The following is a 16,574-nucleotide window of genomic DNA, read 5'->3' on the forward strand; positions in this document are numbered from 1 at the left end:
ATCGATGGGAATAGAATGGCGCCATTTGCGACATATTTGCTGCTTTTTTCTCCATTATTTACATGTGCAGATCGAAGAATCTTCGACTATGATGTCAATGTCTGCAAAAGGATTCACAAAAATGTCGATTGATGAAACGGATCGTCGAATATTGAAGGTACTTCAGCAACAGGGCCGTATTTCGAACGCAGACCTGTCAGAGGCGGTGAATCTGTCGCCCTCAGCCTGCCACCGGCGCGTACATAGATTGGAGAAAGACGGCTATATCCGCAACTATGTCGCGCTGCTGGACGCGCGCAAAATGAAAGTGCCGACCACTGTTTTTGTGGAAATCACGCTGTCAGGTCAGGCGGATGAGGTCCTTGAGGCCTTTGAAAAAGCGGTCGCGCGTATTCCCGACGTCTTGGAATGCCATCTGATGGCCGGAACAGCCGATTACATCCTGAAAGTTGTCGCCGAAAACACCGAAGACTTCGCGCGCATTCACCGCCAGTATTTGGCACGGCTGCCGGGGGTGGCGCAGATGCAAAGTTCCTTTGCTCTGCGTACCGTTTTCAAAACCACAGCTTTGCCCGTCTGATCAGACCGCAATCTTGTCCTGTGTTTGCGCGTCAAAATCACGCGCGTCATGACGCTCGCGCAATTGGAGATGCGGGTCGCCCGAAATTCGGTTGACCATACGCCCGCGCTGTACGGCAGGGCGCGCGTCGATCTCTTTGGCCCACCGCATCACATTCGTGTAGCTTTCGACATCAAGGAACTCTGCGGCGCTGTAAAGCCGGCCCAGAACCAACTGCCCATACCAAGACCAAATCGCGATATCTGCGATTGTATAGTCTTCGCCAGCAATGAAAGCCTTGTCAGCCAACTGCCGGTCTAGCACATCCAACTGACGCTTGGCCTCCATCGCGAAGCGATCAATGGGGTACTGCCATTTCTCTGGTGCGTAGGCATAGAAGTGACCAAATCCGCCGCCCAAATAAGGCGCGCTGCCCATTTGCCAGAAAAGCCAGTTCAGCGTCTCAGTCCGACCTGCGATGTCGGTGGGCAGCAATGCGCCAAACTTCTCAGCCAAATACAGCAGGATAGAGCCCGATTCGAACACTCGCTGATCCGTTTCAGTGTCGAGCAGTGCTGGAATTTTGGAGTTCGGGTTTACTTCGACAAAGCCGCTGCCAAACTGGTCACCGTCTCCGATTTTGATCACCCAAGCGTCATATTCGGCACCGCTGTGCCCCAGCGCAAGCAACTCTTCGAGCATCACCGTGACCTTCACGCCATTGGGTGTTGCCAGTGAATAAAGCTGCAGCGGGTGTTTTCCCTTGGGCAACACTTTTTCATGTGTCGCGCCAGAAATCGGGCGGTTGATGCTGGCGAATTCGCCACCATTTTTCTGCTCCCATGTCCAGACTTTGGGCGGGGTGTAGGTGTCAGTTATCAGTCAGCCTTGTGTTTCACAGTCCAAAGCAACCTAGTGCTGCAGGCGCGAAGGTCAAACCGAGTCCCGAAAACGTGATCGGCCTTCTGACTTGGAAAATAAGTTTTGCTTGCTAGAAACGACAAACCCCCAAGATTTTCACCTTGGGGGTCGTCAATTCTTGTGTGTCCAAGCTGGACCTGCTTAGAGCAGACCTTCGCGCTGGGCTTTCTTACGTGCCAATTTACGGGCACGGCGGATCGCTTCAGCTTTCTCACGCGCTTTTTTCTCAGACGGCTTCTCGAAATGTTGCTTGAGCTTCATTTCACGGAAGACACCTTCACGCTGTAGCTTTTTCTTCAGGGCACGAAGCGCCTGATCGACGTTGTTGTCGCGAACACTAACCTGCATGTGGTTTTCACCACCTTTCTAAGTTGAAGTTGCAATAAGATTGCAGGAACCGCCCCTATAGCAAAGGCATTATCTTCTGTCTAGTATGCCGCGAACCATCGGGAGAGCGACCATGAGCGACACAATTAAGATGCAACTGGTTGATGCTGCTTTGCCGCATGTGGCCTTTGACGGCTGGAGCGATGAGACATTTGAGGCCGCTGTCGTGGATGCCGACGTCAACCCAACGGTTGCAAAGGCCGTATGCCCACGTGGCGCTGTCGATCTCGCCGTGGCTTTCCATGAACGTGGGGATGTGCAGATGCGTGCGGCGTTAGAAGCCGCAGATCTGAGTGACATGCGATTCCGGGATCGCGTAGCTTTTGCAGTGAAAACGCGGTTGGAGCTTTGCGACGACAAAGAGGTCGTGCGGCGCGGCACGACGCTTTTCGCGTTGCCCCAACATGCGGCGACGGGCACAAAGCTGATTTGGGGCACAGCAGATGCGATCTGGACCGCATTGGGCGATACGTCAGATGATATCAACTGGTATTCAAAGCGGGCAACTCTGTCTGCGGTTTACGGTTCAACCGTGTTGTATTGGCTTGGCGATGAGAGCGAAGCCCATGCCGACACATGGGCCTTTCTGGATCGTCGCATCGACAACGTTATGCAGTTTGAAAAAGCCAAGGCGGCTTTCAACAAAAGCCCTTTTGCAAAGATCATGGCGGGTCCCTTAGTCGCGCTTGGCCGCGTGAAGGCCCCCGAGAAAACGCCCCCGATGCCGGGACGTTGGAACGACTGAATTCTCAAGACAAGGTAGGCAAACTATGAGCGATCTCATGCGCGCGATTGAAATCTCTGAGCCGGGTGGACCGGATGTGTTGCGCCCCTGTGAGCAGCCGATCCCGACACCGGGGGCGGGTGAGGTACTGATCAAAGTGGCCTATGCCGGGGTCAATCGGCCTGATGCGCTGCAGCGCGCGGGGCTTTATCGCCCGCCTGCCTCGGCCAGCCCGCTGCCGGGGTTGGAGGCCGCCGGTACAATTGCGGCTGTTGGCCCAAATGTGACGGATTGGAAAGAGGGCGACGCGGTTTGCGCATTGCTGCCGGGCGGGGGCTATGCCGAGTATGTGCTGACCCCGGCGGCGCATTGCCTGCCGGTCCCGGAGGGCATGGGCCTGCGCGAAGCGGCGTGTCTGCCGGAAACCTTTTTCACCGTCTGGAGCAACGTCTTTGATCGCGGGGGCCTGCAAGCAGGCGAGCGATTCTTGGTGCACGGTGGCAGTTCCGGGATTGGCACGACGGCAATCCAGTTGGCCAATGCCTTGGGTGCGCGGGTCTTTGCAACGGCGGGCAGCGCAGAAAAATGTGCGGTTTGCCTGCAGCTTGGGGCTGAGCAGGCGGTGAATTACCGGGAGGCAGATTTTGTTGAGGTGCTAAAGGCAGAGGGCGGGGCCAACCTGATCCTCGATATGGTCGGCGGGGACTACCTGCCGCGCAACGTCAAAGCGCTGGCAACTGAGGGCCGTTTGGTCCAAATCGGATTCCTGCAAGGCCCAAAAGTAGAACTGAACTTTGCGCAGGTGATGCTGCGGCGTTTGACCATCACCGGTTCCACCCTGCGTCCGCAAAGCGATCTGGCGAAAGCCAAAATCGCCGAGGCGCTGCTGGAAAAGGTATGGCCACTTTTGGAAGCCGGTCGCATTGCGCCGGTTATGGATTCCGAATTCGGGCTTGAGGACGCAGCCAAGGCGCACGCGCATATGGAAGGTGGCGCTCATATCGGAAAGATTGTTCTGAAGGTGTAACTGCGCAGGGGCTTTGCCCCTCAGCGCTGCGCGCTTTCACCCCAGAGTATTTATGCAAAGGTGAATTAGCGGATTGGCGCAAAGAGTGCATCCGTCAAGGTGCAGTCTTTGATCACATCACGCCCGCAAGGGACGGGGTCTAGTGCCTTGGAAAGGCAAATACGGGCTTCCTGAATGTGACCTTGTTTGCATGTGATCGTCACACTGTCTGCTGTGAGCTGCGGGTTTTCCTTTAGAAATGCTTCTTCAATGAGCTGCGCGGGAAGGCGAACCGGTGCGGTGAGTTTCCTGAATATTTGCGGCCTTTGGATGGCGGTATAGGCGTTGCGGGAGTGATCATAATAGGCCTCAGCCGAGAGCCCTGAACATGTGCCGTGTTTTTTCCACTGATGCCACGCGAGACCTGAGGTGCCCATGATGTCTGCCATCTCTGCCGTCATGCGGCGAGACGGCGCGCGTTCGCTGCTACGGCAATAGCTGGGCCAGCCTTGATGATACTGCGGCCAAAGGCCATGGAGAATCCATCCGTGATCTTCGCGCGGGTTACATTGCGGCGACTGTTTCGCGTCACCTTCGATGGCGCACCAATTTGGCGACCAACTGAGCGCCAAGACATAGTAGTCAAACACGCCCGCCTTCTCGCCTTCAGCTGACGCATGTGTTGCGCAGGCAATTGCCAGCAAGGCTGATCGCAGAAACCGCATTCACTCTTTCCTTTTTTCGCCAGCCGCACTATATCGGCTCCAAGTTCCCCTACAACGGAAACCCGCATCCCCCCAAAGGATGCCGTCAGACCGAAAGTCTGGCGAGGGGACAACTGTATTCTAGGAGGCCAAAATGGCGAAACCGATTATGGCAAAAGCCACCGCTGTGTGGTTGGTCGATAACACCACAATCAGCTTCAAGCAGATTGCGGACTTCGTGGGTATGCACGAGTTGGAAATTCAAGGCATCGCAGATGGCGATGTGGCGGCGGGCGTAAAAGGATTTGATCCGGTTGCCAACAACCAGCTGACCCAGGACGAGATTGACGCCGCAGAGGGCAACACACAGCACAAGCTGAAACTGAAGTTTAATGCAGCGGCCGTCGGCGAAGAAAAACGCCGCGGCCCGCGTTATACGCCGCTGTCCAAGCGTCAGGACCGCCCGAATTCGATCCTGTGGCTGGTGAAATTCCACCCGGAACTGTCTGACGGCCAGATCGCGAAACTGGTTGGCACAACCAAACCGACCATTCAGTCGATCCGGGAACGCACCCATTGGAACATCTCCAACATGCAGCCTATCGACCCGGTTGCGCTGGGCCTGTGTAAGCAGTCAGAGCTTGACGCTGCGGTTCAGAAAGCCGCTGCAAAGCAAGCCGCCGAAGGCAAAGTCATGAGCGACGATGAGCGTCGTAAGCTGGTCTCGACCGAGCAATCGCTTGAGATGGAAGCAGAGCCACGCATTCCAACCGCCATTGAAGGTCTGGAAACCTTCACTTTGGGCGGGGGCAATTCTTCAGATCTGGACGATCCGCGTGAAGAGGACAAAGACTTTTCTGATGCGGACAGTTTCTTTAGCCTGCCAAACAATGATGATGACGAGGAAGACGATCAGCCTTGATCGGGTGCCTTACACGAACATGCCAATGGCCCGCATATTTCTGCGGGCCTTTTCTTTTGTTCGGTCACCCTGCAACCGGAGAGCAGATTTCGATCAGGAACCCATTCGGGTCCGTCACATAGGAAATACGCTGGCCCCAAGGTTGATCGGAGGGTTCCGACACGGGCTGCGCGCCTGCCGCGACCGCTTTGGCGAAATCCCCGTCAACGTCATCTGTTTCAAAGGCCAGTTCGAAGACCGGGCTTTGTGAGGAAGCCTCGCCCGGTGTCTTACCAAGGCTGCGCATTAGAGATTTGGCAGAGAAAGCAAGCTTGGTTTCCCCGGTGACTAACTCTCCGTAGTCGTTGCTATCGTGAAGAAACCCGATTTCAAACCCAAAGGCCGTTTTGTAGAATTTCAGTGTCGCGGGGACATCTTCGACGTAGAGAATATTGTATCTGAAAATCATGTTGTGATCCTACCATTTTGCTTGAGTTGATAGAACAACATCATGTCACTTATTGACGGTAGCTCGACGTGGTGGGCCTCAGGCCATCGCCTCTCTTTCCAACAATGATACGCTCCGCGGCCAAGATCCCGATAACCCAACCCAACCATATCATGCTGTCCGCAATTTCGGGGTCAAATGCGCCATTTATGACGGTCACGATGGCAATGAGATAACTTTGGATGCCGCTGCTGGCTGCCAGCGCATAGCCTCGGATCATCCAAGCGCGGTGGGCTTTCAGGTCTTTGCTGATCGCAGCCCAAATGCCCAGAAGGATGAAAGCGGTGATGGCTGTGCCAAAGAACACGCGGCCAACGTCGATCCATGGGTTTGCAAGGCTATGCGGTGCGTAGGTGAACACAATCCAGACGCCTGAAAGCGAAAATACAACCGCGCTTAGGGCGGCAAGATAGCCCATGCGCTTGTGTAAGGTCCGATGTGCTCGGCGGAACCCGGCAGAGACCTGAAACGCCCCAAGGATCAAAAACAGGCTGCCAAATGCTACATGCATTGCAATCGAGGAGGGGGCCGCGAAGAAACGCAGGACGTCTGGATCAGCAATTGTGCTTGGATCCGTTATGGCCAAATCACCGAGGCGATAGAGGCTGGCCGCGATTGGCAGGATGCCAAGCAAGATCAACAAAAGCGGCAAACGCCACGTGGTTTTGCGTAGAGGTGTTATGGGCTGTCTCCTTTTTCAGAGACATCTCATGGTTTGACTTATACGAGAATTGACTAAAATGGCATTCTGCTTATGCAAATATTTATATCTGTTTGCGTGCCTTCAACGCAGCAGAGATCGTGCCTTCGTCCAGATAATCCAACTCGCCGCCAATCGGGACGCCCTGCGCGAGGGAGGATAGTGTCACCTGATGCTCCAATTGGTCTGCGATATAATGCGCAGTGGTCTGCCCATCGACGGTGGCATTCAGGGCAAGGATGACCTCGCTGATGCTTTCTGTTGTGACGCGGTCGATCAGGCGTGGGATCGAGAGGTCTTCGGGGCCGACGCCATCAAGCGCAGAGAGCGTGCCGCCAAGCACGTGATAGCGGCCTTTGAAAACCCCAGCGCGTTCCATCGCCCAAAGGTCAGCGACGTCTTCGACCACGCAAAGTTCGCCCGTCGCGCGCGCGTCGTCCGCGCAGATGTCGCAAATGTCGGTCGTGCCCACATTGCCACAGTTCAGGCATTCCCGCGCGGTTTCGGCAACCCGTTGCATGGCGTCAGAGAGTGGGGTGAGCAACAGCGCGCGTTTGCGGATCAGATGCAAAACCGCGCGTCGGGCAGAGCGTGGGCCGAGGCCCGGCAGGCGGGCCATTAGGTCGATTAGGTTTTCAAGGTCGCTGCTGCTCATTCTTTGGGCCTACTCTGGCGCATCTGTTGCGCCGGTTTTGAGTATTTATACAAAGAAGAAGCAGGAGCGTCTTTAGAAATTAGAATGGCAGTTTGAAATCCGCAGGCAGGCCGAGGCCTTCGGTGATTTTGGCCATTTCAGACTGTGCCTTGTCCGCTGCTTTGGCCTGCGCGTCTTTGATGGCGGCCAAGATCAGGTCTTCGGCGACTTCTTTTTCAGAAGGCACAAAGATCGACGGGTCGATATCCAGCGCCTTCAGGTCGCCTTTGGCTGTTGCCGTCGCCTTCACAAGCCCTGCGCCGCTTTCGCCAACGACGGTCATATTGTGCAAATCGTCCTGCATCTGCTGCACTTTGGATTGCATTTCTTGCGCTTGCTTCATCATCTTGGCCATATCGCCAAGCTGGCCCAGTCCTTTGAGCATTCTGTCTCTCCTGATCAGGATTTCAATTTGAGGTTTAGATACGGTTTGATGGGCTGGGGAACAAGGGGATCACTCCTCCTCAAAGGGATCCCATTCGTCTTCGACTTCCGGCAAGGCTTCGGCCATGGCTTCATTGGCGATGTCTTGCTGGCTTTTGATTTCAGTGATCTTGGCTTTGGGAAAGGCGCTAAATACAGCCTGAACAAGCGGGTGCTTTTGCGCCTCGGCCTTGATTGCATTCTCAGCAGCGTTTCGCTTTTCCACAATGGTCTCCGCGCCGCCTTGGTTGACGACGGTGACGGCCCAGCGATTGCCGGTCCATCGTTGAAGGCTTGCACCCAGCCGCTGCGCAAGGTCTTTCGAGGCCTTTGCCGAAGGTTGGAATTCAATCCGCCCAGGGCGGTAGGACACCAGCTTCACATCGGCCTCGACATCCATCAATAGCTTGCCGTCGCGGTTTTTGCGGATCAGCTCCACCACGTGATCAAAAGTGGCATAGCGCGCCAAGGCATTTTCCGCCTGAGGCGCGAGTGCCGTGACCGTGCCGCCCGGGCCGCCTGCCATTTGGGTGCTGGCGTAGGCCTGCGTCGTGCCGCCGCGTTGGGGTGCAGGGGCACCGCCTCCGCCGCCGCCGTTGGGTGGGCTGGGCGGGACAGGCGTGTTTTGCAGCTTGCGCACCAGTTCTTCGGGGCTGGGCAGATCGGCCACATGCGTCAGGCGAATGATCGCCATTTCGGCGGCCATCATCGCGTTAGGGGCGGCAGCGACTTCTTCAATGGCTTTCAGCAACATCTGCCACATGCGGGTCATGACGCGCATCGGCAAGTTTTCCGCCATTGTTTGGCCGCGCGCGCGTTCATCTGGGCTGATGGTTGGATCGTCCGCCGCTTCGGGCGTGATTTTCACAACCGACACCCAATGGGTGATCTCGGCAAGGTCGCGCAGCACCGCCATCGGGTCCGCGCCGTCGGCGTATTGGGCTGAAAGTTCGCTTAGCGCGCCGCCCGCATCGCCCTTGAGGATCATGTCATAAAGGTCAAGCACACGCCCACGGTCGGCAAGGCCCAGCATGGCCCGGACCTGATCGGCGGTTGTTTCACCGGCCCCGTGCGAAATGGCCTGATCCAGCAGAGAGGTGGCATCTCGGGCAGAGCCTTCGGCCGCACGGGTGATGAGGGCCAGTGCATCGTCTGCAATGTCGGCCCCTTCGGCGGTGGCGATTTTGCGCAGCAGCGCAATCATCACTTCGGGTTCGATGCGCCGCAGGTCAAAGCGTTGGCATCGGGACAGCACCGTCACCGGTACTTTGCGGATTTCAGTGGTCGCAAAGATGAATTTCACATGCGCGGGCGGCTCTTCCAACGTCTTGAGCAACGCGTTGAACGCGCTGGTCGAGAGCATGTGCACTTCGTCGATGATGTAGATCTTGTACCGCGCAGAGGCCGCACGATAGTGAACCGAATCGATGATTTCGCGGATGTCGCCCACGCCGGTACGAGACGCAGCGTCCATTTCCATGACATCAACATGACGCCCTTCCATGATTGCCGTGCAATGTTCGCAAACGCCGCAAGGGTCTGTTGTCGGGCCACCAGTCCCATCTGGCCCAATGCAATTCATGCCTTTGGCGATAATCCGGGCCGTGGTGGTTTTGCCGGTTCCGCGGATGCCGGTCATCACAAAAGCCTGCGCGATGCGGTCGGCGGCAAAGGCGTTTCTGAGCGTGCGCACCATGGCGTCTTGACCGACGAGGTCAACGAAGGTTTCCGGGCGATATTTACGGGCGAGAACCTGGTAGCCGGTGGTCTGTTGGTCGCTCATTTTCTACCTTCTGAATCGGGTCCCGGTCAGGTTAAGGCCAGAGGGGCGGCGCGTCCACCGGATAGGCAACAGGCGCGGTCGGATCACGTGCCGGTGTCTGTTCCGGGTTTGCAATATACAAATGCTGCGCGCGTTGCCCCGAGAAATCGTTTGGCCGTATGGCAATCTGTGCGAATATGCCTTTTCGCAGGCCCAAGCCACGGAGGGGGAATGGCGCACATTGTGTTTCATGCACTGCCAGTTGGGGGCGGGGTGCTTGGCATCTCGCAACTGCCGGGGCTTGAGGGCGATTATGCGGGTGACCTCGAAGATATAAGGGCATGGCGACCTTCGCTAGTGATCACGCTCACGACGGATGGCGAATTGGCGGATTTTGGGCTGCAGACCTTGGGCGCCGACATTCGGGCAAGGGCAGCGCGTTGGGTGCAAATGCCAATTGTGGATGGTGCGACGCCGGACAAGCGTTTTGAAAAACTTTGGCCGGCCACGGCTGAAAAGGCGTTGTTGGCTCTACAGGGCGGCGGGCGTGTCCTGCTGCATTGCCGCGCGGGCTGTGGGCGTTCAGGCATGGTCGCCCTTCGCTTGATGCGTGAGGCCGGGCAAAACGCCGAAGAGGCGTTGGGCCATCTGCGGGCAGTGAGGCCTTGTGCGATTGAAACCGATGAACAGTTTGAGTGGGCCGCAAAAGGGCGCCGCAGAAAACTGCCGCGCCCCGGTGGTTTGTACTGCGACTAACCTCTAGTCGTCGTCTTGATAGCGACCTTTATGTTTGTGGCTACTTTTGACCACCGACTTGACGTGTTTGCTGAAAGATTTCTCCCGCGCGCGCGCCTGCGACAATGTTTCGGAGTTGTAGGCGTTTTCGCGTTCGAGCTTGCGCCAGCGCTCCAATCGGTCCGCATCAATTTCGCCCGCGTCCAATGCCGCTTTGATGGCGCAGCCAGGTTCGGTCTCATGCGCGCAATCATTGAAACGGCAGGAGGATGCAAGCTCTTGCAGGTCTTCAAAAACGGCATCCAACCCGTCTTGGGCGTCAAACAGCTGCAATTCCCGAATGCCCGGCGTGTCGATCAACCACCCGCCATTCAGCATCGGTTTTAAGAACCGTGCCGTGGTGGTGTGACGCCCACGGGCGTCGTCCTCGCGAATGGCTGCTGTCGCATCATCGCCTCCAGTCATACCATTGGCCAATGTCGTTTTGCCGACGCCTGATGAGCCAACAAAGGCCGCTGTTTGACCTTTGCGCACCCATTTCATGGCGCGTTGCACCTCTGTTGGGTCCTTCGCGTTCAGCGCTTCGACCACAGGGGCTTTGGGTAGATGTTCGATCTGGTGGCGATAGTCGTCTGGGTTGTCAGCGGTGTCAGCTTTGGTCAAAAGGACAACCGGAAAAGACCCAGCAGATTGTGCGAGGGCAAGGTACCGCTCTAGCCGCGCGATATTGAAGTCAGCGTTGCAGGAGCTGACGATAAACAGAATATCGACATTCGCGGCAATCAGTTGCGGCTTGATTTCGTGTCCGGCCGCTTTGCGCTTTAGCAAAGTCTGGCGGTCCAGAATCTGGGTGATGCGATGTTCTTGATCTGACAGCACCCAATCTCCAACCGCGATTTCGCCGATCGAATGATCCGGTGACAACAACCTGAGGCTGCCATTTGTGGATAGGGCAGTGACGCTGCTGCGGTGTACTTCGGAAACGCGTGCGGGTTGCAGGGCGTCAGAGTCGATCTGACGTGCGAAAAAGGAAGACCATCCAAGGTCTTGAAGACTATATGTCATTGATTTGCCTATGAAACAAAACGTTCAGCGACCAAGCTGTCAAGCAAGGCGCGTGCTGGTTCAGGCAAGGCAACCCGTGTCTCAGGTTGCTGCCCGAAGGGTGGTCATGACAATCATAAATCCCTCCGTTTGTTTCGACGCACAATGTGCGTTTGTCTAAGACGAGGTGAGAGGCTGAACATCGACCCAAGCGGGGCTCGTTACGGCTGCTTCCTTCCGGACCTGACCGGGTTGGCGAGGCGCTTGCCCGCGCCAACCTCTCAATCGTCGATATAAGCGGGCCTTTCCGCGAATGCAAGCGCCTCTGGCCGCACCGTTGGCGCGATCTCAATGGCACATCTGAGAAAGCCAGCATCATCTATCGGGCCTTCGGTGACAGGAATTTCGGGGCTCTCACCGGCAGAAAATAGGTCGCGCACCCCGGGACCGATAGCTGCGATAGCGCGCAGGCATTGGGGGCTAGAAAACCGCCAGGGCGACGTCGGAATTTGGGCCTTAGTGACGCCGTCTTTCAGGAACTCCTGCAGGATCGATCGGCTGTCGACCATGGGCAGTGTCATTTGCGGAATGTCCGCAACGCCGGGGAAATTGCCGCCCCCACCTGCACGATAGCTATTGGTCAGCAAAACAAACCGCTGCGTTTCGCTGATGGGTCGCCCCTCAAATCGCAGGTTTTTTACACGCGCTGAATGGCTGACTTTCTGCCCCAGCACATCGAATCGCGCGGGCTGCGTGATGTCGATGTCGTAGTGCAGCCCGAAAATCGTGTCGAAGCTGTAGCAAGGAAAATCAGCATTGCGCAGCGGTGCGTCTGCTTGGTTTGGCAGTACCTGATGGAAGTTGGATGCGGACATTTCTAGCCACTCGGTCAGTTGTGCACCGGTGAGGTCCAACGCCACGAGTTGGTTTTGAAAGGGATGTAGGCTGTTCATAAGGGCTTTGGTGACCGGCCCGGCAGAGATGTGGGCGAAATTCAGGGGTCCGCCCCGACCGCCGCCTTTGAACGGGCTGGCGGCGCTGAGGATTGGCTGGTCGGGTGGCAGATGTGCTGCAAGATGCCGCTTCGCGTATCGAAGCTGCGCAGCGGCGGTAACGGCAACTGCGACATCACCGGGCAGGCGCGAAAAGTAGCTGTGGATCGGGACGTCTGTCTGCCCAATCACTGTTGCAAGCCGCCTTTGGCTGTTTCCCAAGGAAGGCGCTAGCAATTGAATCAACGCATTGTCGTGTTGGGTTGGACTTGCAGACAACAACTCGCTTTGGGCACCGATGATTTTGGGTGTTCTATCCTGAAAAGACAGGTCCAGCGTGATTTGACCCAGAAAGGCTGCATCAAATCCCGGCATCACGGTTGGCACGCCAAACACACGGCCTGAGGCGTGCATTGGGTCGGTTCTTACGAGCGACGCATCTGGAAAGGTCCGATGGGTGTGGCCACAGATCATGGCATCGATATCTGCCTGCTCTGCAACCGGAAAGGCTGCATTTTCCATTTTCGGAGAAGAGTGGCGGTTGCCAAACCCACTGTGGAGTAAGCAAACCACAAAGTCGGCGCCGTCCGTGCGTAAGGCACGAGCCGTTGCTCGGGCGCAGTCCACGATGTCTTCTGTCGTAGCACGCCCAGCGAGGTGGCAGGCGTTCCATGCAGTCACCTGTTCCGGCAGCAACGACATGACACCAATGCGAATGGCTTTGTCCGTACCATCTGCAAGGCGAAGGGTGCGTTGCAAAATAATATGGCTTTGCCATGCTTGTTTAGGGCAAACGATATTGGACCCGATCACCGGGAAATTTGCGGCACGAAGGCAGTCGTTTAGATAAGGCAGTCCGAAATCAAACTCATGATTGCCCAATCCGACCGCGTCGTACCGCAGGTGATTCATTGCGCTGATCACCGGGTGCTCTAGGTGATCATCCATTGCATGGTCTTTTGCATAGTCGCAAATCGCGCCACCCTGCAAAAAGTCCCCGTTGTCCAACAGAAGGCAATTTGTGTGTTCGGACCGAAGCCTTGTAATCAGCGCCGATAACCCGCTGAGCGCTCCCTGCGCATTTGACTTCGCACCGGGCACAAGCGCGCCATGCACATCCGAAGTCGCGAGGATATGCAGTTGGGCGTCGATAGATGGGGCGTCTGCTGGTTGCGTCAAATCCCGATCCTTGCATCTGGGAGGCAGTAGGCCAATTTTAAAGCAAACTCTCCCTTAAGTAGAGGTTGATGAAGTAGAAACAATTTAAGATAAATCCATAGAAAAGTTAAGACAAAGTCAACCAACTGTCGTATTCCCACGCAGGGAAATATGCGGAGATGGGTATGTCAGATTTTGAAAACGTGACGTTTGGCGGCTCTGGACTTGACCGTGCTGCGGAACTGCGCGGCGATGCAGATGCGATGGCGCAAGCATTGTCTGATGACACGTCTCGGTCGCTCGTTTTCTGGCGTGGCAAGCCTCTGACCCGTTTGGGAGACGAAGCGCATTTGCTGCGGCTGCCGATGGATCACGAGATGCTGAAACGCGCCATCGATGCGCCTGTTTTCCTTGGGCGCGAGGATACGGGGTTTGTATTTGCCACCGACATTTCGAGTTGGGAGCCAGCGGCGCAGGACATGCCAGAGGCCGTGTTCCTTGATCAGACAGAGCAGCATTTCCCGGGCTTGCCACAGGATCATCTCTTTGTGGAACTTCGTACTATAATGACTCGCCTGTCGGCGCGGGACGCCGAATTGGCGGCCATGGCGAAGTCCTTGTTTTCCTGGCATGCTATTCACGGTTTTTGCGCCAAATGTGGGGCCAAAAGCAATGTGATGCAGGCCGGCTGGCAGCGTGTCTGCGGCAGTTGCAACGCGATGCATTTCCCGCGCACCGACCCTGTCGTGATCATGCTGATCACCCATGGCAACAAGGTTTTGCTGGGGCGCAGCCCCTATTGGCCTGAGGGGATGTATTCACTGCTGGCAGGATTCTTAGAACCCGGAGAAACGCCTGAAGCGGCCGTGCGGCGTGAAGTTTACGAGGAAGCTGGGGTAAGAGTCGGCTCTGTGCGCTACCTTGGCAGCCAACCTTGGGCGTTTCCGTCCTCCCTGATGCTGGGCTTTTCTGGAGAGGCGCTTGGAACCGACATCACGCTCGAACCGGTGGAGCTTGAAGATGCCATCTGGGTAAGCCGTGAAGAGATGATGCAGATCTTTGAAGGTACGCACCCAAAGATGCGACGACCCAGAAGCGGGGCGATTGCGCATTATATCTTAAAGAACTGGCTTGAAGATTGTCTGGAATGACGCGAGACTCACATCTGGCGGGCGTAAGTAAAAAGAGCAGTTAGATGGAATTCACAGCATTTGAAGACGTAGATGTGCCAATCGAATCGGCATTTGATCTGTTGTCCGAATATGACGTCTTTGAGCGGATGGCGATGCGGCGTGGGGTTGAAGTGCGCCGTCACGACCCGGCGAGCCCGATTGGCGTCGGCACAAGCTGGGATTTGGAATTTGTCTGGCGCGGCAAAGACATCGACATGCGGGCTGAGATCGTCACCTATGAACATCCCGAATTGATTGCAATCGAGGCGATCATGCCGGGTATGGACGTGCTGGTTGAATTCAACCTTTTGGCACTCTCAAAGAAACGCACGCGCCTGCAATTTACGGCGAAATCCAGCGCCAAGACCTTGCCAATGCGTTTGCTTTTGCAATCACTCAAGCTGGCGCGCGGCAATATTGATCGCAAGTTGCAAGAACGCGTGAAAGCACAGTGTCGCCATCTGGAAGATCGGTATCACCACGCGGCCTAAGCCGCGTGAATGACCGGAGACCCTTTATTATTCGAGGTGCCGCGTTTTTGCCGCAGGGTAGACTCCAAGTACGTTCAGGTAATTGGTGAAATAATCGAGTTCGTCTAGCGCACGGCGCAGCGGCGCGTCCTCGGGGTGACCTTCGACCTCGGCATAGAATTGCGTTGCGGTGAAACGCCCATCAACCATGTAGCTTTCCAGCTTGGTCATGTTGACGCCGTTGGTCGCGAAGCCGCCCATGGCCTTATAAAGCGCGGCTGGGATGTTGCGGACCTGAAACACAAAGCTTGTGATCATGCCGTGTCCGGTATCACGCCGCGCATGGTTTGCCTCAGGTGCCATGATCAAGAAGCGCGTCGTGTTGTTCTCAAAGTCTTCGATGTGCCGCGCGAGGATGTCCAGCCCGTAGATGTCCCCGGCCAGTTCTGATGCAAGCGCTGCAGAACTTTTGTCACCGACTTCAGCCACTTCTCGGGCCGCACGCGCATTGTCGGGGCTGACGCGTCCGCGAATGCCGTGTTCTTTCAAGAATGTTGCGCACTGCGGCAAAAGCACGAGATGAGAATGCGCTTCTTTGATGTCGGCCAGCGTTGCGCCGGGAACAGCCAAGAGGTTGATGTGCACCCTCACAAAGGCTTCGTCGATGATATGCAGGCCGCTTTGCGGCAGCAGACGATGGATGTCAGCAACGCGGCCATAGGTAGTGTTTTCCACTGGCAACATCGCCAACTCTGCTTCCCCAGATTTCACAGCCGAAATGACGTCGTCAAAGGTGGCGCAGGGCAGGGCCTCCATATCAGGGCGCGCATCGCGGCAGGCCTCATGGGAATAGGCTCCGGGCTCTCCCTGAAAAGCAATCCGTTTGGTCATGTCACTTTTTCCGTCATTTTCCCAAAGAAGGGCGATTGGTCGCGGTAACTATACCTTGCGTTCCAAGGAAGGAAGCGGATAGATACGCCGCAAACGCCACGAGATGGAAACGTAGCATGTTCGACACGATGACAATGACAAAAGTCCTGGGCGCGTTCTGCGGCGCGCTGTTGGTCTTCCTTTTGGGCGCATGGGCGGCCGAATCCCTTTATCACACCGGCGGTGGCCACGGCGCGCACGGTGAAGAAGCCAAACAAGGCTACGCGATTGAAGTAGAAGTTGCTTCTGCTGGCGGCGAAGTCGAAGAAGGCCCATCTTTGGAAGAGCTTCTGGCGTCTGCCGACATTGGTAAAGGTGAAAAAGTCTTTGGCAAATGTAAAGCCTGCCACAAGCTGGAAGACGGCGCGAATGGTACCGGTCCACACCTGTTTAACGTTGTGGATCGAGCGGTTGGCGCCGAAGATGGCTACGCCTATTCAGGTTCGCTTGTTGCGGTTGCAGAGACTTGGTCCGCGGAAAACCTTGACGGTTTCCTGGCAAGCCCAAAAGGCTTCGCGCCGGGCACCAAAATGGGTTTCGGTGGTCTGAAAAAAGCTGAAGACCGCGCCAACCTGATCGCGTATCTTGCGACAATCAAATAACGTTTGCGCAAATTTTGCGTAACGACGGGCCGTTGCAATCGCAGCGGCCTTTTCTTTTGGCACCTTTGCTCTAGCCTTTCTCTGTAAAGCGACGATTGTCCGCCTACACGAAGAGATCACCGCTTGTTTATGCATTCTCAGCTTGAATGCATCCGCCTGCCGTCATTAAGTTGAACATAACA

19 protein-coding genes and 1 other RNA gene are annotated in these 16,574 nt (G+C 56.2%); 8 read left to right on the top strand and 12 right to left on the bottom strand.

Features of this window, described 5'->3' with window-relative positions; translation table 11 throughout:
• The first annotated feature begins 121 nt into the window (after positions 1 to 121).
• A complete protein-coding gene (locus BUA39_RS10045) occupies positions 122 to 580 on the top strand; it encodes an Lrp/AsnC family transcriptional regulator (protein WP_072793290.1) in 459 nt (152 codons plus the stop codon).
• Here the strand turns inward: BUA39_RS10045 and yghU are convergent, their stop codons facing one another.
• Together yghU and rpsU are read right to left on the bottom strand one after the other, a co-directional pair.
• Positions 581 to 1,438: a glutathione-dependent disulfide-bond oxidoreductase gene (gene yghU, locus BUA39_RS10050; protein WP_072793082.1), complete on the bottom strand. Its 858-nt coding sequence runs from the start codon at positions 1,436 to 1,438 to the stop codon at positions 581 to 583.
• A 183-nt stretch (positions 1,439 to 1,621) separates the two neighbouring features.
• Positions 1,622 to 1,828 (bottom strand): 30S ribosomal protein S21, encoded by a 207-nt coding sequence (gene rpsU / locus BUA39_RS10055; RefSeq protein WP_005614280.1) that lies wholly within the window; start codon positions 1,826 to 1,828, stop codon positions 1,622 to 1,624.
• Positions 1,829 to 1,940: 112 nt separating this feature from the next.
• Between rpsU and BUA39_RS10060 the strand changes: the two genes are divergently transcribed.
• Both BUA39_RS10060 and BUA39_RS10065 read left to right on the top strand, forming a co-directional pair.
• A complete protein-coding gene (locus BUA39_RS10060) occupies positions 1,941 to 2,612 on the top strand; it encodes a COQ9 family protein (RefSeq protein ID WP_072793083.1) in 672 nt (223 codons plus the stop codon).
• Between the two features lie 25 nt (positions 2,613 to 2,637).
• Positions 2,638 to 3,618 (top strand): NAD(P)H-quinone oxidoreductase, encoded by a 981-nt coding sequence (locus BUA39_RS10065; protein ID WP_072793084.1) that lies wholly within the window; start codon positions 2,638 to 2,640, stop codon positions 3,616 to 3,618.
• A 65-nt stretch (positions 3,619 to 3,683) separates the two neighbouring features.
• Here the strand turns inward: BUA39_RS10065 and BUA39_RS10070 are convergent, their stop codons facing one another.
• Positions 3,684 to 4,322 carry a ribonuclease T2 family protein gene (locus tag BUA39_RS10070; RefSeq protein WP_072793085.1) on the bottom strand — a complete coding sequence of 213 codons (639 nt, stop codon included), beginning with the start codon at positions 4,320 to 4,322 and terminating at the stop codon, positions 3,684 to 3,686.
• 133 nt (positions 4,323 to 4,455) lie between these two features.
• Here BUA39_RS10070 and BUA39_RS10075 point away from each other — a divergent pair, with 133 nt between their 5' ends.
• Entirely contained in the window at positions 4,456 to 5,223 is a 768-nt protein-coding gene (locus BUA39_RS10075) for a DUF1013 domain-containing protein (RefSeq protein ID WP_072793086.1), read from the top strand.
• A 64-nt stretch (positions 5,224 to 5,287) separates the two neighbouring features.
• Here the strand turns inward: BUA39_RS10075 and BUA39_RS10080 are convergent, their stop codons facing one another.
• From BUA39_RS10080 to BUA39_RS10100, 5 genes are all read right to left on the bottom strand, one after another.
• Positions 5,288 to 5,671 carry a VOC family protein gene (locus BUA39_RS10080; protein WP_072793087.1) on the bottom strand — a complete coding sequence of 128 codons (384 nt, stop codon included), beginning with the start codon at positions 5,669 to 5,671 and terminating at the stop codon, positions 5,288 to 5,290.
• Between the two features lie 49 nt (positions 5,672 to 5,720).
• Entirely contained in the window at positions 5,721 to 6,353 is a 633-nt protein-coding gene (locus tag BUA39_RS10085; protein ID WP_165610519.1) for a DUF2306 domain-containing protein, read from the bottom strand.
• 121 nt (positions 6,354 to 6,474) lie between these two features.
• Complete coding sequence (gene recR, locus BUA39_RS10090; RefSeq protein WP_072793089.1) at positions 6,475 to 7,065, bottom strand: recombination mediator RecR; 591 nt, start codon at positions 7,063 to 7,065, stop codon at positions 6,475 to 6,477.
• Positions 7,066 to 7,144: 79 nt separating this feature from the next.
• Positions 7,145 to 7,489 (bottom strand): YbaB/EbfC family nucleoid-associated protein, encoded by a 345-nt coding sequence (locus BUA39_RS10095; protein WP_072793090.1) that lies wholly within the window; start codon positions 7,487 to 7,489, stop codon positions 7,145 to 7,147.
• Between the two features lie 69 nt (positions 7,490 to 7,558).
• Entirely contained in the window at positions 7,559 to 9,310 is a 1,752-nt protein-coding gene (locus BUA39_RS10100) for a DNA polymerase III subunit gamma/tau (RefSeq protein WP_072793091.1), read from the bottom strand.
• A 210-nt stretch (positions 9,311 to 9,520) separates the two neighbouring features.
• Here BUA39_RS10100 and BUA39_RS10105 point away from each other — a divergent pair, with 210 nt between their 5' ends.
• Positions 9,521 to 10,045, top strand: coding sequence for a protein-tyrosine phosphatase family protein (locus tag BUA39_RS10105; RefSeq protein WP_072793092.1), 525 nt, complete (start codon positions 9,521 to 9,523; stop codon positions 10,043 to 10,045).
• A gap of 3 nt (positions 10,046 to 10,048) precedes the next feature.
• Here the strand turns inward: BUA39_RS10105 and rsgA are convergent, their stop codons facing one another.
• From rsgA to BUA39_RS10120, 3 genes are all read right to left on the bottom strand, one after another.
• Positions 10,049 to 11,089, bottom strand: a complete 1,041-nt coding sequence (gene rsgA, locus BUA39_RS10110) for a ribosome small subunit-dependent GTPase A (RefSeq protein ID WP_072793093.1) — start codon at positions 11,087 to 11,089, stop codon at positions 10,049 to 10,051.
• 164 nt (positions 11,090 to 11,253) lie between these two features.
• Positions 11,254 to 11,352, bottom strand: an RNA gene (gene ffs, locus BUA39_RS10115) — signal recognition particle sRNA small type.
• On the bottom strand, positions 11,350 to 13,239 hold the full coding sequence (locus tag BUA39_RS10120; RefSeq protein ID WP_072793094.1) for a 5'-nucleotidase C-terminal domain-containing protein: 1,890 nt from the start codon (positions 13,237 to 13,239) through the stop codon (positions 11,350 to 11,352). Before BUA39_RS10120 ends, ffs begins: the two co-directional genes overlap by 3 nt.
• A 164-nt stretch (positions 13,240 to 13,403) precedes the next feature.
• Between BUA39_RS10120 and nudC the strand changes: the two genes are divergently transcribed.
• Both nudC and BUA39_RS10130 read left to right on the top strand, forming a co-directional pair.
• Entirely contained in the window at positions 13,404 to 14,369 is a 966-nt protein-coding gene (gene nudC, locus BUA39_RS10125; RefSeq protein WP_072793095.1) for an NAD(+) diphosphatase, read from the top strand.
• A 44-nt stretch (positions 14,370 to 14,413) separates the two neighbouring features.
• On the top strand, positions 14,414 to 14,881 hold the full coding sequence (locus BUA39_RS10130; RefSeq protein WP_072793096.1) for an SRPBCC family protein: 468 nt from the start codon (positions 14,414 to 14,416) through the stop codon (positions 14,879 to 14,881).
• A 27-nt stretch (positions 14,882 to 14,908) separates the two neighbouring features.
• Here BUA39_RS10130 and BUA39_RS10135 read toward each other — a convergent pair whose 3' ends face one another.
• Positions 14,909 to 15,751 (bottom strand): prephenate dehydratase, encoded by an 843-nt coding sequence (locus tag BUA39_RS10135; protein ID WP_072793097.1) that lies wholly within the window; start codon positions 15,749 to 15,751, stop codon positions 14,909 to 14,911.
• A gap of 116 nt (positions 15,752 to 15,867) precedes the next feature.
• On the opposite strand from BUA39_RS10135, the gene BUA39_RS10140 reads away from it, so the two are divergent.
• Positions 15,868 to 16,392, top strand: a complete 525-nt coding sequence (locus BUA39_RS10140) for a c-type cytochrome (protein ID WP_072793098.1) — start codon at positions 15,868 to 15,870, stop codon at positions 16,390 to 16,392.
• Positions 16,393 to 16,574 lie beyond the last annotated feature (182 nt).

It is taken from the genome of Cognatishimia maritima, from assembly GCF_900129685.1.
Taxonomy (GTDB): Bacteria; Pseudomonadota; Alphaproteobacteria; order Rhodobacterales; family Rhodobacteraceae; genus Cognatishimia; species Cognatishimia maritima.